The 23,308-nt window shown below is 57.0% G+C and carries 21 protein-coding genes and 1 riboswitch; of the genes, 5 read left to right on the forward strand and 16 right to left on the reverse strand.

The features are described from left to right. Positions 1-95: 95 nt before the first annotated feature. The 3 genes from OK409_RS01795 to metG all read right to left on the reverse strand — a co-directional run bounded on the left by OK409_RS01795 (position 96) and on the right by metG (position 3,440). Positions 96-788: a CidB/LrgB family autolysis modulator gene (locus OK409_RS01795; RefSeq protein ID WP_010248240.1), complete on the reverse strand. Its 693-nt coding sequence runs from the start codon at positions 786-788 to the stop codon at positions 96-98. Further along, the gene (locus OK409_RS01800; RefSeq protein WP_010248237.1) at positions 781-1,173 is read right to left on the reverse strand and encodes a CidA/LrgA family protein; all 393 of its coding nucleotides are present in this window, start codon (positions 1,171-1,173) and stop codon (positions 781-783) included. Before OK409_RS01800 ends, OK409_RS01795 begins: the two co-directional genes overlap by 8 nt. A 233-nt stretch (positions 1,174-1,406) precedes the next feature. Then, complete coding sequence (gene metG / locus OK409_RS01805; protein ID WP_159226591.1) at positions 1,407-3,440, reverse strand: methionine--tRNA ligase; 2,034 nt, start codon at positions 3,438-3,440, stop codon at positions 1,407-1,409. A gap of 177 nt (positions 3,441-3,617) precedes the next feature. Between metG and apbC the strand changes: the two genes are divergently transcribed. After that, positions 3,618-4,730 carry an iron-sulfur cluster carrier protein ApbC gene (gene apbC, locus OK409_RS01810; RefSeq protein WP_172607985.1) on the forward strand — a complete coding sequence of 371 codons (1,113 nt, stop codon included), beginning with the start codon at positions 3,618-3,620 and terminating at the stop codon, positions 4,728-4,730. Here the strand turns inward: apbC and OK409_RS01815 are convergent. Beyond that, positions 4,727-5,182, reverse strand: a complete 456-nt coding sequence (locus tag OK409_RS01815; protein WP_010670997.1) for a GNAT family N-acetyltransferase — start codon at positions 5,180-5,182, stop codon at positions 4,727-4,729. The two genes, apbC and OK409_RS01815, sit on opposite strands and share 4 nt — an antisense overlap. A 236-nt stretch (positions 5,183-5,418) precedes the next feature. Between OK409_RS01815 and ahpC the strand changes: the two genes are divergently transcribed. Together ahpC and ahpF are read left to right on the forward strand one after the other, a co-directional pair. Continuing rightward, positions 5,419-5,982 (forward strand): alkyl hydroperoxide reductase subunit C, encoded by a 564-nt coding sequence (gene ahpC / locus OK409_RS01820; RefSeq protein WP_010248225.1) that lies wholly within the window; start codon positions 5,419-5,421, stop codon positions 5,980-5,982. 71 nt (positions 5,983-6,053) lie between these two features. Continuing rightward, the gene (gene ahpF, locus OK409_RS01825) at positions 6,054-7,622 is read left to right on the forward strand and encodes an alkyl hydroperoxide reductase subunit F (protein ID WP_010248223.1); all 1,569 of its coding nucleotides are present in this window, start codon (positions 6,054-6,056) and stop codon (positions 7,620-7,622) included. 54 nt (positions 7,623-7,676) lie between these two features. On the opposite strand, the gene OK409_RS01830 is transcribed toward ahpF, so the two are convergent. Next, positions 7,677-8,636 (reverse strand): AEC family transporter, encoded by a 960-nt coding sequence (locus OK409_RS01830; RefSeq protein WP_022625034.1) that lies wholly within the window; start codon positions 8,634-8,636, stop codon positions 7,677-7,679. A gap of 97 nt (positions 8,637-8,733) precedes the next feature. After that, the gene (locus OK409_RS01835) at positions 8,734-8,931 is read right to left on the reverse strand and encodes a hypothetical protein (RefSeq protein WP_010670995.1); all 198 of its coding nucleotides are present in this window, start codon (positions 8,929-8,931) and stop codon (positions 8,734-8,736) included. A 307-nt stretch (positions 8,932-9,238) separates the two neighbouring features. Continuing rightward, a riboswitch (TPP riboswitch) is annotated at positions 9,239-9,339 on the forward strand. A 34-nt stretch (positions 9,340-9,373) separates the two neighbouring features. Between OK409_RS01835 and thiM the strand changes: the two genes are divergently transcribed. Both thiM and thiD read left to right on the forward strand, forming a co-directional pair. Continuing rightward, positions 9,374-10,171, forward strand: coding sequence for a hydroxyethylthiazole kinase (thiM, locus tag OK409_RS01840; protein ID WP_264366675.1), 798 nt, complete (start codon positions 9,374-9,376; stop codon positions 10,169-10,171). After that, positions 10,158-10,958, forward strand: a complete 801-nt coding sequence (gene thiD, locus OK409_RS01845) for a bifunctional hydroxymethylpyrimidine kinase/phosphomethylpyrimidine kinase (protein WP_033778762.1) — start codon at positions 10,158-10,160, stop codon at positions 10,956-10,958. Before thiM ends, thiD begins: the two co-directional genes overlap by 14 nt. 52 nt (positions 10,959-11,010) lie before the next feature. Here the strand turns inward: thiD and OK409_RS01850 are convergent, their stop codons facing one another. The 10 genes from OK409_RS01850 to OK409_RS01895 form a co-directional block, all read right to left on the reverse strand. Continuing rightward, a complete protein-coding gene (locus OK409_RS01850; RefSeq protein WP_010248206.1) occupies positions 11,011-11,697 on the reverse strand; it encodes a GntR family transcriptional regulator in 687 nt (228 codons plus the stop codon). Positions 11,698-11,797: 100 nt separating this feature from the next. Continuing rightward, positions 11,798-13,258 (reverse strand): mannitol dehydrogenase family protein, encoded by a 1,461-nt coding sequence (locus OK409_RS01855; protein WP_264366676.1) that lies wholly within the window; start codon positions 13,256-13,258, stop codon positions 11,798-11,800. A 67-nt stretch (positions 13,259-13,325) separates the two neighbouring features. Further along, a complete protein-coding gene (locus OK409_RS01860) occupies positions 13,326-14,609 on the reverse strand; it encodes an MFS transporter (protein WP_010248200.1) in 1,284 nt (427 codons plus the stop codon). An 82-nt stretch (positions 14,610-14,691) separates the two neighbouring features. Beyond that, entirely contained in the window at positions 14,692-15,702 is a 1,011-nt protein-coding gene (locus OK409_RS01865; protein WP_010248197.1) for a Zn-dependent oxidoreductase, read from the reverse strand. A 10-nt stretch (positions 15,703-15,712) separates the two neighbouring features. Beyond that, positions 15,713-16,927 carry a D-mannonate dehydratase ManD gene (gene manD / locus OK409_RS01870; RefSeq protein WP_010670990.1) on the reverse strand — a complete coding sequence of 405 codons (1,215 nt, stop codon included), beginning with the start codon at positions 16,925-16,927 and terminating at the stop codon, positions 15,713-15,715. 221 nt (positions 16,928-17,148) lie between these two features. After that, on the reverse strand, positions 17,149-18,048 hold the full coding sequence (gene yegS / locus OK409_RS01875; RefSeq protein ID WP_033772226.1) for a lipid kinase YegS: 900 nt from the start codon (positions 18,046-18,048) through the stop codon (positions 17,149-17,151). Positions 18,049-18,268: 220 nt separating this feature from the next. Then, positions 18,269-19,651: a tRNA 5-hydroxyuridine modification protein YegQ gene (yegQ, locus tag OK409_RS01880; RefSeq protein WP_033743970.1), complete on the reverse strand. Its 1,383-nt coding sequence runs from the start codon at positions 19,649-19,651 to the stop codon at positions 18,269-18,271. A gap of 120 nt (positions 19,652-19,771) precedes the next feature. Beyond that, positions 19,772-20,479, reverse strand: a complete 708-nt coding sequence (baeR, locus tag OK409_RS01885) for a two-component system response regulator BaeR (protein WP_158131553.1) — start codon at positions 20,477-20,479, stop codon at positions 19,772-19,774. A 6-nt stretch (positions 20,480-20,485) separates the two neighbouring features. Next, the gene (gene baeS, locus OK409_RS01890) at positions 20,486-21,874 is read right to left on the reverse strand and encodes a two-component system sensor histidine kinase BaeS (RefSeq protein ID WP_264366677.1); all 1,389 of its coding nucleotides are present in this window, start codon (positions 21,872-21,874) and stop codon (positions 20,486-20,488) included. After that, the gene (locus tag OK409_RS01895) at positions 21,871-23,277 is read right to left on the reverse strand and encodes an MFS transporter (RefSeq protein WP_010248184.1); all 1,407 of its coding nucleotides are present in this window, start codon (positions 23,275-23,277) and stop codon (positions 21,871-21,873) included. The genes baeS and OK409_RS01895 overlap by 4 nt, the downstream gene beginning before the upstream one ends. Positions 23,278-23,308 lie beyond the last annotated feature (31 nt).

Genomic DNA, 23,308 nt, shown 5'->3' on the forward strand with positions numbered 1-23,308 from the left:
CGATGTGCCAGTCACCGGTTTATATGTGATCCACATCGCTCTGACAATGTAACCTGTGTTGCATGTTTCAACTTTGCGAGATCTCTCGCAAACTTTCAGCCAAACCAGTGCAGCAGCAGCGGAAAAATAAACGGCGCCAGCAGTGAGGTGATGATGCCGCAGATCACCAGCGCCAGTGAGCTGAATGCCCCTTCCTGATAGTCGAGTTCAGCGGCGCGCGCTGTGCCGAGGGCGTGCGACGCGTTACCTATCGCCAGTCCGCGCGCTGCTTTAGATTTCACGCCAAGCAGATTCAGCACGGTATGTCCGAACACCGCCCCCAGTACCCCGGCAATCAGCACGCAGATGGCGCTGATGGCGGGAATACCGTGCAACGAACCGGAGACGGCCATCGCAATGGGCGTGGTAACGGATTTAGGAACAATGGTAGCGGCGATTTCAGGCGTGGCACCCATCCACAGAGCAATAGCGGTGCCAGAGGTCATGGCGGTCACACTGCCGATAAAGCAGACGCCAATAATCGATTTCCAGCGGGCTCGGATCTGGTGCATCTGCTCATACAGCGGCAGTGCCAGCGCGACAACTGCCGGTTGAAGCAGCTGATTAAGAATCTGACTGCCCGCGAAATAGCGCGAATAGGGCAGCTGCAACAGCAGCAGAATCGGGATAATAATCGCCATCGCGACCAGCAGCGGATTAAGCAGCGAGATTTTCAGCCGTATCGCCAGTTTGCGCGCCAGAAAAAATGCCGCCAGGGTCAGTGGCAGTGACCACCATATTTCACTCATCGCCTGACTCCCCGGCCGGACGGCGACTATGAAGCTGGTGGGCGCTTACGCCGACAATAGAGAGAACCAGGAAGGTGCTGACGACGCAGGAGATCACGATAGGGCCAAACTGCGCGGTCAGAATATCGGTGTAGCTCATTACCCCGACGCTGATTGGCACAAACAGCAGCGCCATATAGCGAATCAGCAGATGGCAGCCCGGTTTAACCCAGCTGACCGGCAGGATCTGCGAGGCGAGCAGGGCAAACAGAATTAACATCCCAAGGATGCTGCCAGGCAGTTTGATGGGCAGCAGAGAGGCGATGCCGATTCCGGCGTATAAGCAGAGATAAATGATGATAAAGGCGCGAAGATAGCGCCCGCAGACAGACAGCACGGTGAGCATGGCAGGCTCCTGTTTTCACTGAGCTTCATCATACGCATTAACCGCTTAGCGTGCTAGCGATCACATTTACGCAGCGGTGTGGCCGTAGCAGATACAGATTTTCAGGGGCGGGAGTGGAATAGAAGCGGTGCACATTCAGAGCGAGGAGAGATAGCCCTTCGCGCCCGTGATGAGGCACGAAGGGTTTGAGAACGGCACTGCGCTAAGCGGTTAAAGCCGCAGAATGCAGAGTGTTACTTAACGGGCATTCCCGGTACAGCACCGCTGTCGACGGACAGCACAAACAGATCTTTGCCGCCAGGACCCGCTGACAGCACCATGCCTTCAGAGATACCAAAGCGCATTTTACGTGGCGCGAGGTTGGCCACGATAATGGTCATTTTACCGACCAGCACAGAGGGATCGGGATAGGCGGCGCGAATACCCGAGAAGATCTGACGCTTTTCACCGCCCAGGTCGAGCTGCAGGCGCAGCAGCTTGTCCGAACCCTCAACCAGTTCCGCCTGCTCAATCAGCGCCACGCGCATATCAACTTTGGCGAAATCGTCGATGGTGATGGTGTCACCTACCGGCGAATCTGCCAGCGGGCCGCTTGCGGCCGGTGCACTGGCGGCAGCGGCATCCTCTTTCGAGGCCTCAATCAGTCCTTCAACCTTTGCCATCTCAATGCGGCTGTAAAGCGCTTTGAATGGCGCAACCTGGTGGTCCAGCAGCGGTTGCGCGATAGCATCCCAGCTCAGTTCGCAGCTCAGGAAGCCTTCTGCACGGGCGCTCAGTGACGGCAGCACCGGCTTCAGCCAGGTCATCAGAATGCGGAACAGGTTGATGCCCATTGAGCAGATCGCCTGCAGATCGGCATCACGGCCTTCCTGCTTCGCCACCACCCACGGAGCCTGCTCATCGACATAGCGGTTCGCCAGGTCGGCCAGCGCCATGATCTCACGAATAGCCCGGCTGTATTCACGACCGGCCCAGGCTTCACCAATCTTCTCTGACGCGTCCACAAAGGTCTGATAGAGCGCCGGATCGGCCAGCTCAGCCGCCAGTTTGCCGTCAAAGCGTTTAGTGATAAAGCCCGCGTTACGTGACGCCAGGTTAACCACTTTGTTGACGATGTCGGCGTTTACGCGCTGGACGAAATCTTCCAGATTCAGGTCGATATCGTCGATACGTGAAGAGAGTTTCGCCGCGTAGTAGTAACGCAGGCTGTCCGCATCCAGATGCTGCAGCCAGGTGCTGGCTTTAATAAAGGTGCCGCGCGACTTCGACATCTTGGCACCGTTGACGGTGACATAGCCGTGCACAAACAGGTTGTTCGGCTTGCGGAAGTTGCTGCCTTCCAGCATCGCTGGCCAGAACAGGCTGTGGAAGTAGACGATATCTTTACCGATGAAGTGATAGAGCTCGGTAGTAGAGTCTTTACGCCAGAATTCATCGAAGTCGATGTCGCCGCGCTTGTCGCACAGGTTCTTGAACGAGCCCATGTAGCCGATAGGCGCATCCAGCCAGACATAAAAATATTTGCCTGGCGCATCCGGAATTTCAAAGCCGAAGTAGGGCGCGTCGCGGGAGATATCCCACTGCTGCAGGCCCGATTCGAACCACTCCTGCATTTTGTTCGCCACCTGATCCTGCAGCGCACCCGAGCGGGTCCAGGCCTGCAGCATGGCGCTGAAGGATGGCAGATCAAAGAAGAAGTGTTCAGAGTCGCGCAGAACCGGCGTCGCGCCAGAGACCACCGATTTTGGCTCGATCAGCTCGGTCGGGCTGTAGGTCGCGCCACACACTTCGCAGTTATCGCCATACTGATCGGCAGATTTACATTTCGGGCAGGTGCCTTTTACAAAACGGTCCGGCAGGAACATCCCTTTTTCCGGATCGTAAAGCTGGGAGATGGTGCGGTTTTTAATAAAACCGTTCTCTTTCAGACGGCCATAAATCAGCGCAGAAAGCTCACGGTTTTCGTCGCCGTGGGTCGAGTGATAGTTGTCATAGCTGACGTTGAAACCGGCAAAGTCGGCCTCATGCTCGCTTTTCATTTCTGCAATCATCTGCTCCGGTGCAATCCCTAACTGCTGAGCTTTCAGCATGATAGGCGTGCCGTGCGCATCATCGGCGCAGATGAAATAAACCTGATTGCCACGCATTCGCTGATAACGCACCCAAATGTCGGCCTGGATATGCTCGAGCATGTGGCCGAGATGGATTGATCCGTTCGCGTAAGGCAGTGCGCACGTTACCAGAATTTTTTTAGCGACTTGAGTCATAGTTTGCGTAGCTTTCTGTTGATTGAAAAAACGGGCTTAGATGGTAACTGAAGGCTTCTCCTGCGTAAACACAAGGGATTCACCCCCTCCGGTCACCGCAGATCCACGAGCATCTGATATCATTGACAATACATCGCTGAAACACAGCGTAAGCACAGCAGAAATAAGGAGTAGGGGATGACAGCACAATCCCGGGAACCGCAGACGCCAGAAGGCCTGCGCGCCATCGTGGCTGGCGTATTGAGAAGCTTTGAGCATCCGACCCTTAAGCAGAATCTCACCGCCCTGAAGGCGTTACATCACGTGGCACAGCTTGACGGTACGCTGCATGTGGAGCTGCTGATGCCGTTTGCCTGGGCCAGCGGGTTCGACGTCCTGAAAGAGCAGGTCAGCGCCGAACTGCTGCGTCAGACCGGCGCGAGTGCCATCGACTGGCGACTCAGCCATGACATTGCCACCCTGAAACGGGTGAAAAACCAGCCGGGCGTCAACGGCGTGAAAAATATTATTGCGGTCAGCTCTGGCAAAGGCGGCGTGGGTAAATCCAGCACCGCCGTGAACATGGCGCTGGCGCTGGCAGCAGAGGGGGCGCGGGTCGGCATTCTTGACGCCGACATTTATGGCCCGTCAGTGCCGAACATGCTTGGCACCCAGGATCAACGGCCTACCTCGCCGGATGGCACCCACATGGCGCCGATCATGGCGCACGGGCTGGCAACCAACTCTATTGGTTATCTGGTCACGGACGACAATGCCATGGTGTGGCGCGGGCCGATGGCCAGCAAAGCGCTGATGCAGCTGCTGAACGAGACGCTGTGGCCTGAGCTGGATTATCTGGTGCTGGATATGCCACCCGGTACCGGCGATATTCAGCTGACGCTGGCGCAGAACGTACCGGTCACCGGCGCGCTGGTGGTGACTACGCCGCAGGATATCGCCCTGATTGATGCCCGCAAAGGGCTGGTGATGTTTGAAAAGGTTAATGTGCCGGTACTTGGTGTGGTGGAAAACATGAGCCTGCATGTCTGCAGTCAGTGTGGCTTCCATGAGCCGATTTTCGGCACTGGCGGCGCACAGAAACTGGTAGAGGATTACCAGACGCAGCTGCTGGCCCAGCTGCCGCTGCACATTGACCTGCGCGAAGATCTCGATGAAGGACAGCCGACGGTGATTCGCCGGCCCGATAGCGAGTTTACCGCGCTTTATCGCCAGCTGGCCGGACGCGTTGCTGCCCAGCTTTACTGGCAGGGCGAAGTCATCCCCGGCGACATCGCCTTCCGCGCGCTTTAAGCCCGACCCGACCCGCTGGCATATTGCGAGGCCAGCGGGTAGTGCATTAACACGTAGCCGCCGTGTTCGCCTTCGCCCTGTGAAATCATCTTCCAGCCATGTTTCAGGTAAAAGGCCTGCGCCGCTTTATTCTTCTGCAGGCACTTCAGCGCACCGGTTGAGGTAAAGCGCGCCTCTGCCGCCTTAAGCAAAGCGCTGCCCACGCCGCGCCCCTGCCAGTCAGGATCGACATAGAGGCTGTGCAGGAAATTATCGTTCTCCAGCAGGCCGGCAAATCCGACCCGCTGTCCGTCAGCTTCCGCGACCAGCACGGTTTCACCCAGGATTACCCCATCAAAATCTTCCAGCTGCCACTCGCTGCCGTCCAGCCAGCGCCAGTTATGCCGACGCGCCGCCAGAAACAGCGTACGCAGAAAAGGACGATCGGCTTCAGTAAACGGACGAATCTCCACAAGTCAGCTCCCTTTTAATCCGGTCTAACAAAACTAGCAGCGATTTGCGGAGAGGGGCGGAAAAGATAAAGCGGGTTAAATGTCACGTAAATCGCTGTACACTGCCTGCCGGGCCAGAGAGCATCAGGCTCTTAGCGTTTGATAGCTTTCGTTAATCAAATTGATAACGACTGCATATTAGATGTTGGCCCGGAAATTATGTAACCTGCATCACATATTTTAACGGAGGCCACCAGATGTCTATTATCAATACCAAAATCAAGCCGTTCAAAAACGCAGCATTCAAAAACGGCGAATTCATCGACGTAACCGAGAAAGACGTTGAAGGTAAATGGAGTGTGTTCTTCTTCTATCCAGCTGACTTCACCTTCGTCTGCCCGACCGAGTTGGGCGACGTGGCTGATCACTACGAAGAGTTCCAGAAACTGGGCGTAGATATCTACTCCGTTTCTACCGATACCCACTTTACCCACAAAGCCTGGCACGGTTCTTCTGACACCATCGCGAAAATCCAGTACACGATGATCGGTGACCCGACTGGCGCGCTGACCCGTAACTTCGAAATCATGCGCGAAGACGAAGGTCTGGCTGACCGTGGTACCTTTATCGTTGACCCGGAAGGCGTTATCCAGGCAATCGAAATCACTGCTGAAGGCATTGGCCGTGACGCCTCTGACCTGCTGCGCAAAGTGAAAGCGGCTCAGTACGTGGCTTCTCACCCAGGTGAAGTGTGCCCGGCTAAATGGAAAGAAGGTGATGCAACACTGGCTCCGTCTCTGGACCTGGTTGGCAAAATCTAATTCCGCTTCGGCCTTTCGACCATTCTCCAATCGGGTGCTGCGGCACCCGATTTTTTGACCAGGATATCACTATGCTCGACACAAATCTGAAAACCCAGCTCAAGGCTTACCTTGAGAAATTAACCAAACCTGTTGAGTTGATTGCCACGCTGGACGAAGGTGCAAAATCAACCGAGATCCGTGAACTGTTGGTTGATATCGCCGGTTTGTCTGACAAAGTCAGCTTCCGCGAAGAGAACGATCGTCAGGTGCGTAAGCCCTCATTTCTAATCACCAATCCAGGTTCGAACAGCGGCCCGCGTTTTGCCGGTTCACCTCTGGGTCACGAATTTACCTCACTGGTGCTGGCACTGTTACAGACCGGTGGGCATCCGTCGAAAGAAGCACAAAGCCTGCTGGATCAGATTGCCGCGCTGGACAGCGACTTCCATTTCGAAACCTACTATTCACTCTCATGCCATAACTGCCCTGACGTCGTACAGGCGCTGAACCTGATGGCGGTGATTAACCCGCGCATCAGCCACACCGCTATCGATGGTGGCCTGTTCCAGAACGAGATTCAGGAACGTAACGTGATGGGCGTGCCAGCGGTTTACCTCAATGGTAAAGAGTTTGGTCAGGGTCGCATGAGCCTGGCGGAAATCGTCAGCAAAGTGGATACCAATGCAGACAAACGTGCGGCAGAAGAGCTGAACAAGCGTGACGCGTATGAAGTCCTGATTATCGGCAGCGGCCCGGCGGGCGCAGCGGCAGCCATCTACTCAGCACGTAAAGGTATCCGTACCGGCCTGCTGGGTGAGCGTTTTGGCGGCCAGGTGCTGGACACGGTCGATATCGAAAACTATATCTCCGTACCGAAAACCGAAGGGGCAAAACTGGCCGGTTCACTGCGCGCACACGTGGATGATTACAACGTGGACGTCATTGAAAGCCAGAGCGCCATCAAACTGATCCCGGCAGCGAAAGAGGGCGGAATGCACGCCATCGAAACCGCCTCCGGCGCAGTATTGAAATCCCGCAGCATCATCCTAGCGACCGGGGCACGCTGGCGTAACATGGGCGTGCCGGGTGAAGAAGAGTATCGCACCAAAGGCGTGACCTACTGCCCACACTGCGATGGCCCGCTGTTTAAAGGCAAACGCACGGCGGTGATCGGCGGCGGTAACTCCGGCGTGGAAGCGGCCATTGACCTGGCCGGTATCGTTGAACACGTTACGCTGCTGGAGTTTGCCGGTGAGATGCGCGCCGATCAGGTGCTGCAGGATAAGCTGCGCAGCCTGAAGAACGTGGATGTGATCCTGAACGCGCAGACCACCGAAGTGAAAGGCGACGGCACCAAAGTCACCGGCCTGCACTATATCGACCGTACGACGCAGACCACTCATGAGCTGCCGCTCTCCGGTATCTTCGTTCAGATCGGTCTGCTGCCGAATACCCCATGGCTGGAAGGTGCGGTTGAGCGCAACAAAATGGGTGAGATCATCATCGATGGTAAATGCGAAACCAGCCTGAAAGGCGTGTTCGCCGCGGGCGACTGCACCACCGTACCGTACAAGCAGATCATCATCGCCAGCGGCGAGGGTGCTAAAGCCTCACTGAGCGCTTTTGACTATCTGATTCGTACCAAATCGGCTGAGTAACATTTAGTTAGCCAGACAATAGCCCTTCAGCACGCCTGCTGAGGGGCTTTTTTGTTAATAGCCCGCCAGCGTCATCAGCATCATCCAGATTGGCGTCGTCACCGCCGCAAACACGGTAGAAAAGAGCATGCTCGCCGCCGCCGGGCCGGTAATGACATTGAACTTCTGCGACATCAGATAGACGTTAACCCCGACTGCCATCGATCCCAGCAGCACCACCACTTTACTCTCCAGCGGCGGCAGATCGGTCAGCCACGCGATAGCCCATACCGTCATCGGTTGCAGCACCAGCTTCAGCAGGCAGATGGTATAGCTCTCTTTTAAGCCATCCCGCACCCGATAGTGTGCCAGGCTCATGCCCAGCGTCACCAGCGACAGAGGTGCAGCCAGTGAGGCCAGCATCTTTAGCGGTTCAGCGGCCAGCAGCGGCAAGGGACGTTGCAGAAAGCTCCAGGCTGTACCGCTGAGAATACCGATGATCAGCGGATTCTTCAGCACGCCGAGCAGGGTGCGCCAGAGTCCTTCCAGCGAGAAGCTGCCCTGTTTTGCCCACTCGACCGAAACGGTCAGTAAGGTCCAGAGGATCAGGCTGTTAAAAACCAGCACCAGCGCCACCGGTGGCAGGGCTTCTGGCCCCAGCAGTACCGTGGCCACCGGGATCCCCAGCATCACGTTATTGGAAAAGATGCCGCCCAGCGCAAAAACCGACGCCGCTACGCCATCCAGATTAAACAGCCTTGTTGCCAGCAGTCGCCCCACGATAAACACCAGCAGGCAACTGCCGAAAAAGGCCAGCAACAGGCGCGCATCCACCGGCGGACTTTGCGAGAAGGTGCTCATCACCCGAAACAGCATGCAGGGCAGAGCAACGTTAAACACAAAGCGGTTCATCCCTTCACTGATGCTGGCGGGCCATTTCCCCAGGCGCGTCAGGCAGTACCCCAGCAGGATCAGGATAAACAGCGGGGCTGACAGGTAAATTTGATGGCTTAAGCTTTCAAACAGCAGTGGCATAGAGAGAGTCTGGTCAGACGATGATTAGTTACCAGACTAACAAATTGCTAACTAACTGTTAACCTGAACTGTGTCCGGAATGACCGTTGCCGGGACGTTAACCTAACCAGCGGCGCGCCTGCCGATCGCTGATGTCGCGATAATAGACACGGTGAATAATTTCGCCACAGCCTGTGCAACGGGCGGAGATATAGGTGGAGAGGTACTGTCTGCCATTGGGTGCCACGGCACCCCTGCGTTCAATATTAATATCCTGCCATCGATGGCGGTGTGGAATAAGCGCTAAAAATCGCATCATACATCCTGAATAGTATGAAGTTCCGCTTCAGGAGTTTTCTAACCCCATGAAATAAAGTGTTTTTTACGATGATGCTGCGAGCAGGTTAATTATTATGGGGTAACCAGAGTCACTGCGGGAAATATTACCCATCCGGGTAATAAGCGGAGCTACCTATAAAGAGGTATCTCGTTAACCCGCAGCATTAAGCCTTTTTTTGCACCCTCAGGCGTTGATCGGGATCATGTGAATTGTTTCAGCTCTGATTATTTCCCAGGCGGGAGTCGCTTGCTTTCGCTGCGCGGCTTGCCTATGCTGCAAGCCGTAACACGACTCGGGGTGCCGCTTTCCACACGGAAAGGGCTGAGAAAAACCCGCTGACCTGAACTGGATAATGCCAGCGTAGGGAAGTCTGATGCCTGACCGCATTCGCCTTCTTGTTCGCCGGTTGGGAGCTACGATGACACATCAATCTCAACACCTTTCTGCCGCGCACTTCGCGCCCATTCTGCACGCTTTCCGCCGCCAGTCACCGCTGGTGCACTGTATGACCAATGACGTGGTCCAGAACTTCACCGCCAACGTGTTGCTGGCACTCCATGCCTCACCGGCGATGGTGATCGATGCCGCTGAGGCCGCCCAGTTCAGTAGCATGGCCGATGCACTGCTGATTAACGTGGGCACCTTAACCCGCGAGCGCCAGCAGGCGATGCAGGCTGCCGTCACTGCGGCTAATCAGGCGGGCACGCCCTGGACACTCGATCCGGTTGCCGTCGGCGCGCTGACGCTGCGCAGTGACTTCTGCCAGCAATTGTTAAGCCAGCAACCGGCGGTGATTCGGGGTAATGCGTCAGAGATTCTGGCGCTGGCACAACAGGCCAGCGGCGGGCGCGGTGTCGACACGCTGCATCAGGCGGATGCAGCACTCGATGCGGCCCAACAGCTCGCGGAAACCTGGAGCACGCTGGTGGTCGTCACCGGTGAAGTGGACTACGCCACTGATGGTCAGCGACTCCTTGCTGTACACGGTGGAAACCCCTTAATGACACGGGTAGTCGGGACCGGCTGCGCCCTCTCGGCAGTGGTGGCGGGTTTCAGCTCTCTGCCTGGCGATCGGCTGATGAATGTCGCGGCCGCCTGTCAGGTGATGGCGCTGGCGGGTGAAAAGGCAGCGGCGCAGGCTGCCGGCCCCGGCAGCTTTGCCACGGCGTTTATTGATGTACTCTGGACGCTGGAGGGTAATCATGAAGCGTATTAACGCTCTGACGATTGCGGGTACCGATCCCAGCGGCGGCGCAGGGATTCAGGCCGATCTCAAGACCTTCTCCGCTCTGGGAGCCTATGGCACCAGCGTCATCACCGCGCTGGTGGCACAGAACACCTGCGGCGTGCAGTCGGTTTATCGCATTACGCCTGACTTTGTGGCCGCCCAGCTCGATTCGGTGCTCAGTGATGTGCGCATCGACAGCGCAAAAATTGGCATGCTGTCAGAAACGGCTATCGTGGAGCAGGTGGCGGCCCGGCTGAGCAATGCGGCAATCCCGTTTATCGTGCTGGACACGGTCATGGTTGCGAAAAGTGGTGATGCGCTGCTCTCGCCAGACGCCGTAGCCAGTGTACGAGAGCTGTTATTGCCGCAGGTCTCGCTGATCACGCCTAATCTGCCGGAAGCGGCGGCGTTGCTGGATTGCGCCATTGCGGCAGATGAAGAGGAAATGCGCGAGCAGGGACGGGCATTGCTGGCACTGGGCTGTCAGGCTGTGCTGATGAAGGGCGGTCACCTTACGGCGGCGGAGAGCCCGGACTGGCTGATCACGCACTCAGCAGAGCAGCGATTCAGTACGCCGCGCGTGAATACCCGTCATACGCACGGCACCGGCTGTACGCTGTCGGCAGCCTTAGCCGCGTTGCGACCACGTCATGCTGACTGGGCAGAGACGATTGGAGAAGCCAAAAACTGGTTACAGCAGGCGCTGCTGCAGGCGGATTCGCTGGAGGTCGGGAAGGGTATCGGGCCGGTTCACCATTTTCATCAATGGTGGTAACGACGAAGGCCCGCATCGACCTGGTAATCAGGTGGTGCGGGCGGTTTCAGGTTCAGGGTGCTTCAAACCAGGCGCTGTTACGCTCGGCAATCGGGGTGATAGAGAAGATCATCTCCTGCAGATGACGACGCATTGCCGCTTCGGCTGCATCGGCGTCATGACGCTTCAGCGCCGCAAAAATCTCTTCATGCTGCTCAATCAGCTTGTCTGGTGGAGAGACTTCACTCAGCGTCAAAAACCGCACCCGGTCCATGGCCGCTTTGATGTTCTCCACCGTTTCCCAGGCCAGCTTACAGTCAATGCTTTCAGCAATCAGGCGATGAAACTCATCGTCCAGAGTGAGAAAAGCCTGGCTGTCATGCCGCTCAGCGGCCATGCGCTGCAGCTGCAGGTTATGCTCCAGCGCCATCAGAGCCGGATCATCAATCTCCAGTGCCGCACGGCGAACCACCGACACCTCAACGGCCTCCCGGATAAAGCGGCCATCCGCCACCCGCTTAGCGGAGATTTTGCGCACGAAAGTGCCACGCTGCGGCAATACCTGTACCAGTCCGGCTTCGGCCAGCTTGATGAACGCTTCGCGCACCGGCTGGCGTGAAACGTTGAAGCGCGCGGACACCTCTTTTTCCGAGAGCAGCGAGCCCGGCTGAATTGCGCAGGTGACGATATCTTTGCGCAGATACCGGTAAATCTGCTGATTTACCGGTTCGCTGGTAGTAATGGTATAGGCGATCGACATGCAGCAATATCCATATTACGGCTGGCAGGGGCCAGCGCGATGGGAAAGTGTCAGTCTAATCAGCGCGCTGCATCTGCGCCAGCGCTTTGTCACCAGGCTGTTATGCCTGACTCATACACTGCTGCACCGTCGCCCGCGCGCCCTGAGTCGTCAGTTGCTGGTAATACGTCGTCAGTCGGGCCACCAGATCGGCGTTCTGCGCTAAATCTTCGCCAAAGATGTCGCGCAGACCCAATAGCGCACGGACACGTGCTTCGCCTTCTTCGCTACCGGCAACCGTCTCTGCCAGCGTGGCTTTCAGCGGATCGCGGATCTCAATCGGCTGACCCTGCTCATTGACGCCGCCGACATAGCGCATCCAGCCCGCCACGCCCAGCAGCAGCAGGTCGCAGCGGCTGCCGCGCTGCAGATGCCAGCGCAGGCTGTCGAGCATGCGTTGTGGCAATTTTTGCGATCCGTCAGTGGCGATTTGATATGTACGATGTTTAATGGCACGGTTTTCGTAACGGGCGATCAGCGAATCGGCGTAGGCGTTGAGATCCACGCCCTGGGTACGCAGCGTCGGCGCCTGCTCATCAATCATCAGTGAACGGGCGGCGGCGCGGAAATGGGGATCGGCCACGCAGTCACTGATGTACTCATAACCGGCCAGAAAGCCGAGATAGGCCAGGAAAGAGTGGCTGCCATTCAGCATGCGCAGTTTCATCTCTTCATAGGGCAGAACGTCACTGACCAGTTCTGCGCCCGCTTTTTCCCACGCCGGACGGCCATTGACGAAGTTATCTTCAATCACCCACTGAAAGAAGGGCTCCGCTTCAACCGCAACCGGGTCATCGGAACCCAGACGCGCGCCTAGTGCCGCAAACGCCGCATCGGTCATGGCCGGAACGATACGATCGACCATGGTCGAGGGGAAGGTAATGTGTTGCTGAATATAGTCTGCCAGTGCCGGATCCTGATGCTGTGCCAGTTGCACAACAACGTTGCGAGTCACGTGACCATTTTCCGGCATGTTGTCACAGGACATCACGCTAAAGGCGGGTAAGCCCTGATCACGTCGGCGGCGAATCGCGGCCAGAATCAGACCGGGCAGCGAACGCGGCGAATGCGGATTCTGCAGGTCATGCACGATGTCAGGGTGATCGGGATTTAAATTGCCACTGGCAGGCTGGTGGCAATAGCCTTTCTCGGTGACGGTCATGGAGACAATGGCTACCTCAGGCTGGCTCATGGCATTGATCACCGCCTCAATACCGTCACTTTTGCCGTGCAGTGCCTGAGTAATGACGCCAATCACCCGGGTATGCAATGAATCATCGGCCATCTCGGTGAGAGTATAAAGCAGCTGCTGCTCTCGCAGGGCCTCAATCAACGCGCCACTGTTGAGGTTCACTTCACAATAACCCCAGTCGCTGCCCTGTTCAGCCAGCTTATCGCTGCAGAGCGCCTGATGGGCACGGTGAAATGCACCAAAACCGATATGTACCATACGGGTTTTTAACTGGCTGCGGTCGTAAGCGGGGCGCTTGACCTCAGCGGGCAGGCGATCAATCTGTAACATAGTCCATCCTTATGGCAAACGGGGCGCAAAGCGCCCCGAAATCATACATCTGTTAGCGAAACAACACTCAGACCGAAACCGGTTTATCCTGTGTTTTCGGACTGCGAATCACAAATAACACCAGGAAGGCACCCAGCGCGGCGACACAGCCCGCAAGGATAAAGGCGCTATCGAATTTACCGGTGTGATGAACAATAAACCCGGTGACAATAGGCCCGATGATGCCGGAGAGGCTACCCACCAGATGGATAAAGCCGCTGATGCTGCCGATACGGCTCTTGTGCACCACATCCTGAATAATCGCCCAGTAGATTGCGCCGGTGATATAGAGAAAGAAAATCGACACCGACATCATAATTACCGCAGGCACCACATCTTTTATCGTACCCGCCAGCGCCACACAAATTGCGGCGGCCAGCAGTGAGACCACCAGCACAATTTTGCGGGACAACAACAGCTTGCCGGTGATGTTAAAGATCTTATCGGAGATCCAGCCACCCAGCGCCAGGCCAACGAAACCGACGATCCACGGGATCATGGTGGTGATGCTCATCGATTTGATATCCAGGCCGTGCGCCTGCACCAGGTAGGCCGGGAACCAGCTCAGGAAGAAGAACAGAATGTAGTTGTAGCAGAAGAAGGCAAAAGCGGTGACCAGGATAATCGGCTGGCGCAGGTAGTAGCCAAACGGATGTGACGTTTCTGACAGATCAACCTCATCATTCGGGTTCGTTGCTTTCAGGCGATCAATCAGCAGACGTTCCTCTTCGCTGACACGCTTGCTCTTCGCCGGATTGTCAGCGGCGAAGAAGAGCCAGAACGCCATCCACACCAGACCGATACAGCAGACAATTACGAACGCCGGACGCCAGCCATAGGCGAGCGCCAGATAACCAATGATCGGGCCAGCGACCGCACCACCCAAAGGTGATCCTGCACTCAGTAAGCCCATGGCCGTCGCGGCCTGTTTTTTCGGGAACCAGCCGTTAATCGCTTTGTTGGCCGAGGAGCAGATCGGGCCTTCAGCCATGCCGAACAGCACACGCAGGATCAGCAGCGACCAGAAGCCGGTGGCCAGTGCGGTCATGCCGCAGAAAATGGACCAGGCACCTACCGCCACGGCCAGCACGATTTTAGGGCCATAGCGGTCAGTGGCAAGGCCGCCAAGGAAGTTAAACAGGGCATAGCCAAAGAAAAAGCTGCCGAAGATCATGCCAAATTGCTCAGCATTGATCGCCAGATCTTTTTCCACCAGCGGCACCGTCAGCGACAGGGCGACACGATCGAGGTAGTTAATCATGTAAACCAGGAACAGCAGCAAAACGAGGGTCCAGCGCAGATTCTTGAACATACAAACTCCGTGATCTGTTTTATCTTTATAGTCATGCCGGCGGGTACGCACCGGCTGAGGAGACCTGGTGTTCAGCGGATAATTAACCCATCTGAAGTATGACTTTGCAGCAGGTGCGCGGATCTTTTTCAAACAGGGTCATCGCACGCTCAATCTCCTGCAGCGGGAAGTAGTGCGTGACCAGTTTCTCTGGCTGGATTAACCCTTCTTCCATCCATTCGATCACCTGGGGGAAACGATTGCTGTTAAGACGTGAGGTAAACAGCGACAGCTCCTTACTGGTCAGGCTCTGCTGAGTAATGCTGCACGGCTCGCCGGAGAAACCCAGCAGGCCAATGCGCGCGGCCGGTGAGGCGAGGGCAGCCGCTTCAGCCAGAATGGTGGGATGGCAGGCCGCGTCGATAATCAGCGTAGGCTGCACGCCCTCAAGCTGTGCCGCCAGCGGGATTTCGCTGTTATCGAACAGTTGATCGGCACCGCTCTGCTCTGCAAGTGCCAGCCTTTCCGGCAGGCGATCCACCACCATCACCTTTTTAACCTTATAGACGCCCTTCAGCACCTGAATCGCAGTGAGCCCCATCGGACCGGCACCGTAAATCAGCGCCACATCGTCTGGCTGCGGCTTGAGAAACGCGGTGATATTGGCGGCGATAGTGAAAGGCTCAACCAGACTGGCGAGCCGATCGGGGATGCTGTCCGGCAGGGAAAAAGCATTTTTTGCCGGAGCCAACGCAAACTCGCTGAAGCCGCCGTCACGGTGCACGCCAATCACCTGCAGTGTGGTGCAGACATTGGGACGGCCCACCGAGCAGGGGTAGCAGCTGCCGCAGCTCACCACCGGATCCACCGCCACGCGGTCGCCCAGCCGGGCCGGATCAACACCGTCGCCCACCGCGTCAATGACGCCGAAAAATTCGTGACCAATTACCCGTGGATATTTCGCGAACGGGTTATGACCGTGCCAGATATGCACATCAGAGCCGCAGATACTGGCATAAGCCACTTTGACCCGGACTTCGCCCGCCGCAGGTTGTGGCAGTGGACGTTCAGCCACCACCAGTTCACCCGGCTGTTCAATAACAACGCTTTTCATCAGCTTCTCCTTACCAGTTCCACAGGGTGCCATCTTCAAGACGGGCGACCGGGAGATAGGCAGGTTCATAGGGATATTTCGACGCCAGTTTCTCGTTGAATTCAATGCCGAGACCGGGTTTGTCGCCTGGATGCATGTAGCCCTGGTCAAAGGTCCAGTTTGCATCAAACAGCTCCATCATCTGTTCGGAGAAGCCCATGTACTCCTGCACACCGAAGTTCGGCACCCAGAGGTCAAAGTGCAGTGCAGCCGCCATGCAGACAGGGGAGAGATCAGAAGGACCGTGCGAGCCGGTGCGCACCTGATAGAGCGAGGCAAAATCAGCAATACGCCGCATACCGGTGATGCCGCCCGCATGCGTAATGGTGGTGCGGATGTAGTCGATCAGCTGTTCTTCAATCAGCTGCTTACAATCCCAGATGCTGTTGAATACCTCACCCACGGCAATCGGGGTAACGGTATGCTGGCGGATCAGGCGGAAGCACTCCTGATTCTCAGCAGGCGTCGGATCTTCCATCCAGAACAGGCGATAATCTTCCACGCTCTTGCCAAAACGCGCCGCTTCAATTGGCGTCAGGCGATGATGCATGTCATGCAGCAAGTGCTCATCGAAACCAAACTTGTCACGGATGGCCGCGAACAGTTTCGGGGTAAAATCGAGGTATTTCTCGGTTGACCAGAGCTGCTCTTCCGGCCAGTTACCTTTGGTTGCAGGCTCATAGGCCAGACCTTTGCCTTTCGCCATGCCGTAGGTGGTTTTCATGCCCGGAACGCCGCACTGCGCGCGAATCGCTTTGAAGCCCAGCTCTTTGTGCTTCGCGTAGTCATCCATCACTTCATCAATGGAGTGGCCGGTGGTGTGGCAATAGACCATCACGCCGGTGCGTGATGCGCCACCCAGCAGCTGATAGACCGGCATATTGGCGGCTTTGCCTTTGATATCCCACAGTGCCATATCGACGGCCGAGATAGCGGACATGGTGACCGGGCCACGACGCCAGTAAGCGCCCTTGTAGAAATATTGCCAGATGTCTTCGATCTGATGCGCATCGCGGCCAATCAGCTGCGGGCAGACGTGATCTTTCAGGTAGGAGGCGACCGGTAATTCACGGCCATTCAGCGTTGCGTCGCCAATGCCGGTCAGACCCTGATCGGTGGTGATCTTTACGGTGACAAAGTTTCTGCCTGCGCAGGTTACAAATACTTCTGCCTTAACAATTTTCATCCTGGTTGCCTTAAGTCAGCGTTCAATGATGAAAAAGTACGCTCTTTAATACTACCATACAAGTTAGGGTGGCAGAGTTGTGAACGGAATCACAGAGTGTTTACATTGCCTGAAAACGCCCGTTAAGGCGTGATAAAGCGAGGCAGCAGGAGGGATGTTACGGAGAAAATGGGCGCTAATGGTAGCAGAAGAAAAAAGGGGCTTTCGCCCCTGATGTCGGTTCAGGCAAGCAGCGCGCACTGCGGCGGCAGGCGGCAGCTCAGCGCGCCCGCCATCACCTCAATCACGAATTCGCGCCCGGAAAGCGGCTCGCCATCGAGATTAAAGGTCATCTCATGCGGAGAACGGATCGTCAGTGACTCCAGTTGCGTGGTGACGATGCCGGGATTGTCATCGTCGCCGGTCAGCGAGTGCAGCAGGGTAGGCAGCAACTCCTGCGCGGTGACAACACTGACGTCCAGTCGGCCATCGTTGATCAGGGCAGAAGGGCATAACCGCTGACCGCCGCCTGCCTGACGACCATTACCGATACCGATCACCAGCGCATCACCCTGCCAGGCGAAATCGGGGCCGCTGATCTCGCAGGTATCCGGTTTCAGCGTATCCATGCGCATCAGGCCGTGAATAAAGTAGGAGACGCCACCCAGCGCCGACTTCAGCTTTTCCGGGGTTTCAGTCGTGATACGGGTGCCAAACCCGCCGGTCGCCATATTGATGAAGTAGTGGCTCTGGTTTACCCTGGCCAGATCGATGGCACTGGCTTTGCCCTGAATCGCCAGTCGCAGTGCTGGTTCCATCTCTTCCGGGATGCCGACGCTGGTGGCAAAATCGTTGGCGGTACCCAGCGGCAGGATGCCCAGCACCGGGCGATGATCCGCTTCAGAAGAAGCCAGCGCAGTCGCAATTTCATTGATGGTGCCATCGCCACCACCGGCCACCACGGTCGCGGCCTGCAGCGCAATGGCCTCTTTGACGTACCGATCGCCGTCACCTTTTTCAAACGTGACACGCACCGCAATGTCGAAGCCTTCTTCACGCAGGGTCGTAATAGCTTCGCGCAGATCATCATTACCCGCGCCTTTCCCATTCAGGATGAGCAGCGTAAGCGGTTTATTATCCATTTTGCGTTCCTTGAAGATCTACAGAGTAAGAAGGGATTTATAACACAGCTGCCAGCAGTAAATTATTGGCGAAAGAGAGAAAAAAGAAAACCCGCACGGGGGAGCCGGGCGGGTAAATGAGGTGGTTCCTGGTAAATCTGCCGTTTGTTGTTACTCGTTAGCAGCAGGCGGGACTATAAAGCAGCGCCGCGCAGGGGTCTGTGATCCTGTTCTGATTTCCTCAAAATGTTTCCGTTGGTAAACGATTATGAGGGTCCCGGGTATCTTCACCATGATCGAAGTTGCGCAGCAGCAGTGCAAAACGCAGATCCACCTCCTCTGGCACCCGCAGCCAGACGCGATGGCCATCGCCCGGCGCAACTTCAGTGGGTTCGCCGCGCGCATTCTGCAGCGCGTCCAGCTGGCAATTCAGGTTCCCCTGAGGCGTCATGATCTCCACGCTGTCGTGCAGCATAAACTTATTCTTCACCGCCACTTCAGCCCATTCGCCCCGGCGTTCGCCGGTGAATTCGCCGACAAACTGCTGGCGGTCGGACACCGAAAAGCCCTGCTGATAATTCTGGTAGCTGTCGTGAGTGTGGCGGCGCAGGAAGCCTTCGGTATAGCCACGATGTGCCAGGCCTTCCAGGGTTAACAGCAGTGAGGGATCAAACGGCTTACCGGCAGCGGCATCATCAATCGCCCGGCGATAAACCTGAGCGGTGCGGGCGCAGTAGTAGTAGGACTTGGTGCGTCCCTCAATCTTCAGCGAATGAACGCCCATCTCGCTGAGCCGCTCCACGTGCGCAACCGCGCGCAGATCCCGCGAGTTCATGATGTAGGTGCCGTGCTCATCTTCGAACGCGCTCATCACCTCGCCGGGCTTCATCTTCTCTTCCAGCAGAAACACCTTGTCGGTGGGCTGACCAACGCCCAGCGTTGGTGTCACATCCTGTACGGCGACAGGTGTGTGGATACCAACGATATTCCCCACCTCATCCTGCTGACCCTCCGCCACTTTATACTCCCAGCGGCAGGCGTTGGTGCAGGTTCCCTGATTCGGGTCGCGTTTGTTCATATAGCCGGAGAGCAGGCAACGACCGGAGTAGGCCATGCAGAGTGCGCCATGGACAAAGACTTCCAGCTCCATCTCCGGGACCTGCTGGCGGATCTCGGCGATCTCCTCCAGCGACAGCTCGCGTGACAGAATCACCCGGCTCAGGCCCATCTGCTGCCAGAACTTTACCGTGGCCCAGTTAACCGCATTGGCCTGCACCGACAGATGAACCGGCATCGTCGGGAAAGCGTCGCGTACCAGCATGATCAGGCCGGGATCGGACATGATCAGCGCGTCGGGCTGCATCGCCACTACCGGCGCTAAGTCACGAATAAAGGTTTTCAGCTTGGCGTTGTGCGGCGCAATGTTCACCACCACGTAGAATTTTTTACCCAGCGCGTGCGCTTCACTGATGCCCAGTGCGAGGTTTTCGTGGGTGAATTCGTTGTTGCGCACCCGCAGGCTGTAGCGCGGCTGGCCGGCATAAACGGCATCGGCACCATAAGCAAACGCGTAACGCATGTTCTTCAGGGTGCCAGCGGGGGAAAGCAGTTCGGGTTTCATGATTTTCTCACTGATGTCAGGTCAGCATGTCGCCTCAGGCGGCAGGTGCAGGGCAGTGAAGCCCTGCAAAAGGTGCGGAATTGTAGGCAGTGAGAAAAGGGAAGTAAATTGATCGGGATCAAACTAGATCAAATGACAGGCATCGGCTTCCCAGCGATAGCCCATGCCGTAGACGGCGCGGATAAAAGGTTGCTCGCTATCGAGATTCTCCAGCTTGCGCCGCAGGTTCTTGATATGGCTGTCGATGGTGCGGTCCGTGACCACGCGATAGTCATCATAGAGATGGTTAAGCAGCTGTTCGCGTGAAAAGACCTTGCCCGGCTCCAGCGACAGCGTTTTCAGCAGGCGGAACTCCGCCGGGGTGAGATCCAGCGGTTTTCCGCGCCAGCTGGCGAAGAAGCGGCTCTCATCGACGCGAAGTAACGAGGCGCTTTGCGGCTCTTCCGCCGACCGTTTTACCCGGCGCAGAATCGTTTTAACTCGCGCCACTACTTCACGCGGGCTGAAGGGCTTACAGATGTAGTCATCCGCGCCCAGCTCCAGCCCCAGCAGCCGATCGATCTCCTCGGTACGGGCGGTGACCATAATAATCGGCAGCTCGGAATGACGACGGATTTCACGGCACAGCGTTAAACCGTCGGTGCCTGGCAGCATCAAATCCAGCAGCATCAGGTCCGGTGGCGTCTGGCGCACGTACTCCAGCACCGCGTTGCCGTCAGCAATGTGATGGGTACGGTAGTTCGAGGCATGCAGATAATCGATCATCAGCTGCGCCAGTTTCGGCTCATCTTCGACCACCAGAATCAGCGGGTCGTGGTTTTCCAGGCTCATAAGCGTCTACACAAGGGGAACATAGCGCAAGTGTAGCGCGATTTTCAGTCCACCTAAATCAGAGTGCGCCGCATGAATATCGCCGCCATGCGCGTCAGCGATATTTTTACAGATGGCCAGGCCCAGGCCCGAGCCACCGCTGGCGCGATTGCGCGAGCCTTCGGTGCGGAAGAAGCGCTCAAAAATCTGCGCCTGATGTTCCCCATCCACGCCCGGCGCGCTGTCATCAAACTCGATGCGCCAGTTGGGTGCCTCATAGTTCAGCGTCACTTCAACCCGGCCCCCGCTGTCGGTGTAGCGCAGGCTGTTCTCCAGCAGATTAGTGAACAACTGCATCAGGCGGTCGGGATCGCCAAAGAAGAGGGCGTTATCGGGCAGATTGAGTTTCAGCGTCAGCCCGTGTGCACGATAGCGTTCGGCAAAGCTGCCTGCCGTCACTTCCAGCAGCTGCACCAGATCGGTTGCCTGTTTGCGGTAGGCAAGGGCGCCCTCATCGGACAGCGACAGCTGGTGCAGATCGTCGACCAGCTTGGTCAGCACCACCACTTCGCTTTGTAGCGAGGCGATCGCTTCCGGCGTCAGTTTGCGCACGCCATCCTGCATCGCTTCCAGTTCACCGCGCAGGATCGCCAGTGGTGTGCGTAACTCATGGGAGATATCGGCCATAAAGGCGCGGCGCATGCTCTCATTTTTCTCCAGCGAGCTGGCAAGGAGGTTAAAGTCCCTGGCCAGCTGGCCCAGCTCATCCCGGCTGCTGACCTCAACCCGGGTGGCAAAATTACCGGCCGCCAGATGATGGGTGCCGTCAACCAGCCGTTTGACCGGAGCCAGCAGACCGCGCCCCATCAGCCAGGTCGCCAGTGCCGCCAGCAGCGTAGACAGCCCGACGATAATCCAGCTGGTGCGCCGCTGCTGCTGATCAAAGTTAATGTCGGTGCTGCGCGTCAGCCGCTCCGGCGGCGAGCCGATGACCCAGCCGACCACTTTATTATTGCTGGTGGTGATATTGCGTCGCGTGCCTTCGGGCGGAACCGGCGATTTTGGCCCGGCCAGCACTTTATATTGCTGATCGAGGATCCAGAACTGGGTGCGCCAGCCGTGCGGCGGCAGCTGACTGTTACTGTCGGGATTCTGCTCCAGCGAGCGCAGCATGGTGAACACCAGCCGGTCGTTGTGGCGCAAAAAATCCCAGTTGCCGTGCTGCTCATACTGATCGGCCAGGGCATCGCTGAGCAGATTTAACCGCTGCTCGTTGCCGCGCTTAATGTAGTCGACAAAGCCATGCTCGAAACTGAGGCGAACTCCCCAGTGCATGGTAATCAGCACCAGCATGCAGGTGGCGAAAATCGCCATAAACAGTTTGGCACCGATGCCCAGGCGCAGGTTATCTCTCATTTTTTTCTCCGGCGTCGCAAATCAACGTTGGTACTCACCTGTGGCGGCACGCGCCAGAACACCAGCGCGGGCAGGATGATAATCAGCGACATGCAAAGGTAGGTATAAATAAACATCTGATGTTCCGCCGTGCTGTTCGCTGCGCTCTCCTGAGCAAATGCCCCCAGCAGCAGCCCGGCCACGGTAACGCCGATACTCATCGACAGCTGCATAATCATCGACAGCAGGCTGTTGCCGCTGGACGCCAGCTCATCGGGCAGCTCTTTCAGCGTCAGGGTATTCATTGAAGAGAAGCGGATGGCGTTGACCATGCCCTGCAGAAACAGCACCAGCGGCAGCAGCCAGACCCAGCCCAGAATTGCCACCAGCGGGAATAGCAGGACCACCAGCGCCAGCGCCACGGTCGACATCACCAGCACGTTGCGGTAGCCATAAAGATTGACGATGCGCACCACAATGCGCTTCATTCCCATATTTCCCAGCACCATCGGAATCATCATCAGACCGGCGTGAAACGGGCTGTAACCCATGCCGAGCTGCAGAAAGATAGGCGTCATAAAGGGCAGCATGCCGCTGCCGATGCGGCCGGTAAAACTGCCGAGCAGGCCAATGGAGTAGATGCGATTATCAAACAGCTTCAGGCTGAACAGCGCATTATCATTGCTGCGCGCATGCATCAGGTAGAACAGCAGAGAGAACATACCAATGAGGATCATGGCACCCAGCAGCAGCGGAGAGCCGCCACTGCTGCGCTGACCATCCAGCGCCAGCGTCAGGGTTGCCATTCCGGCGGCCAGCAGGATAAAACCGCCGAAATCAAAGCGACGCGTCTGCATGCTGTAGTTGGGCATCAGCATCAGGGTGGCGATAGCGCCTGCGATGCCGACCGGGATATTGATCAGAAAGATCCAGTGCCAGCTGGCGTACTCCACCAGCACACCGCCCAGCGCCGGACCCAGCAGCGGACCAATCTGGCCGGGCAGAGTGACAAACGTCATGGCGGACATATACTGCTCGCGCGGCACGATTTTCATCACCGTCAGGCGACCCACCGGCACCATCATGGCCCCGCCAATCCCCTGAACCACCCGCGACAGCACCAGCTGATCGAGGGTGCCGGAAAGGGCGCACAGCAGTGATCCCAGGCTGAACAGCACAATCGCGCAGAAGAAAATGTTGCGCACGCCAAAACGGTCGGCCAGCCAGCCGCTGACCGGCAGCATCACCGCCACCGTCAGCACGTAATAGACGATGACCGAGTGCATGTGCAGCGGGCTGACACCCAGATCGTGCGCCATCGACGGGATCGCGGTATTCACGATGGTGGTATCCAGCGTCTGCATAAAGAAGCCGATGGCAACAATCCACAGTTGCCAGCGGACGTTAGTGCTTTGCGTACTCATCGATCCCCCCGATAAAGGCGTCACGTCCGAT

The sequence above is a fragment of the Pantoea sp. RG18 genome (assembly GCF_025910075.1).
GTDB classification, from domain to species: Bacteria; Pseudomonadota; Gammaproteobacteria; order Enterobacterales; family Enterobacteriaceae; genus Pantoea; species Pantoea agglomerans.

Excerpts from the sequence above, each read along its gene's own strand:
- OK409_RS01795 (WP_010248240.1), bottom strand. The coding sequence starts at position 788 with ATGAGTGAAATATGGTGGTCACTGCCACTGACCCTGGCGGCATTTTTT.
- OK409_RS01800 (WP_010248237.1), bottom strand. The coding sequence starts at position 1,173 with ATGCTCACCGTGCTGTCTGTCTGCGGGCGCTATCTTCGCGCCTTTATC.
- metG (WP_159226591.1), bottom strand. The coding sequence starts at position 3,440 with ATGACTCAAGTCGCTAAAAAAATTCTGGTAACGTGCGCACTGCCTTAC.
- apbC (WP_172607985.1), top strand. The coding sequence starts at position 3,618 with ATGACAGCACAATCCCGGGAACCGCAGACGCCAGAAGGCCTGCGCGCC.
- ahpC (WP_010248225.1), top strand. The coding sequence starts at position 5,419 with ATGTCTATTATCAATACCAAAATCAAGCCGTTCAAAAACGCAGCATTC.
- ahpF (WP_010248223.1), top strand. The coding sequence starts at position 6,054 with ATGCTCGACACAAATCTGAAAACCCAGCTCAAGGCTTACCTTGAGAAA.
- OK409_RS01830 (WP_022625034.1), bottom strand. The coding sequence starts at position 8,636 with ATGCCACTGCTGTTTGAAAGCTTAAGCCATCAAATTTACCTGTCAGCC.
- OK409_RS01835 (WP_010670995.1), bottom strand. The coding sequence starts at position 8,931 with ATGCGATTTTTAGCGCTTATTCCACACCGCCATCGATGGCAGGATATT.
- thiM (WP_264366675.1), top strand. The coding sequence starts at position 9,374 with ATGACACATCAATCTCAACACCTTTCTGCCGCGCACTTCGCGCCCATT.
- thiD (WP_033778762.1), top strand. The coding sequence starts at position 10,158 with ATGAAGCGTATTAACGCTCTGACGATTGCGGGTACCGATCCCAGCGGC.
- OK409_RS01850 (WP_010248206.1), bottom strand. The coding sequence starts at position 11,697 with ATGTCGATCGCCTATACCATTACTACCAGCGAACCGGTAAATCAGCAG.
- OK409_RS01855 (WP_264366676.1), bottom strand. The coding sequence starts at position 13,258 with ATGTTACAGATTGATCGCCTGCCCGCTGAGGTCAAGCGCCCCGCTTAC.
- OK409_RS01860 (WP_010248200.1), bottom strand. The coding sequence starts at position 14,609 with ATGTTCAAGAATCTGCGCTGGACCCTCGTTTTGCTGCTGTTCCTGGTT.
- OK409_RS01865 (WP_010248197.1), bottom strand. The coding sequence starts at position 15,702 with ATGAAAAGCGTTGTTATTGAACAGCCGGGTGAACTGGTGGTGGCTGAA.
- manD (WP_010670990.1), bottom strand. The coding sequence starts at position 16,927 with ATGAAAATTGTTAAGGCAGAAGTATTTGTAACCTGCGCAGGCAGAAAC.
- yegS (WP_033772226.1), bottom strand. The coding sequence starts at position 18,048 with ATGGATAATAAACCGCTTACGCTGCTCATCCTGAATGGGAAAGGCGCG.
- baeR (WP_158131553.1), bottom strand. The coding sequence starts at position 20,479 with ATGAGCCTGGAAAACCACGACCCGCTGATTCTGGTGGTCGAAGATGAG.
- baeS (WP_264366677.1), bottom strand. The coding sequence starts at position 21,874 with ATGAGAGATAACCTGCGCCTGGGCATCGGTGCCAAACTGTTTATGGCG.
- OK409_RS01895 (WP_010248184.1), bottom strand. The coding sequence starts at position 23,277 with ATGAGTACGCAAAGCACTAACGTCCGCTGGCAACTGTGGATTGTTGCC.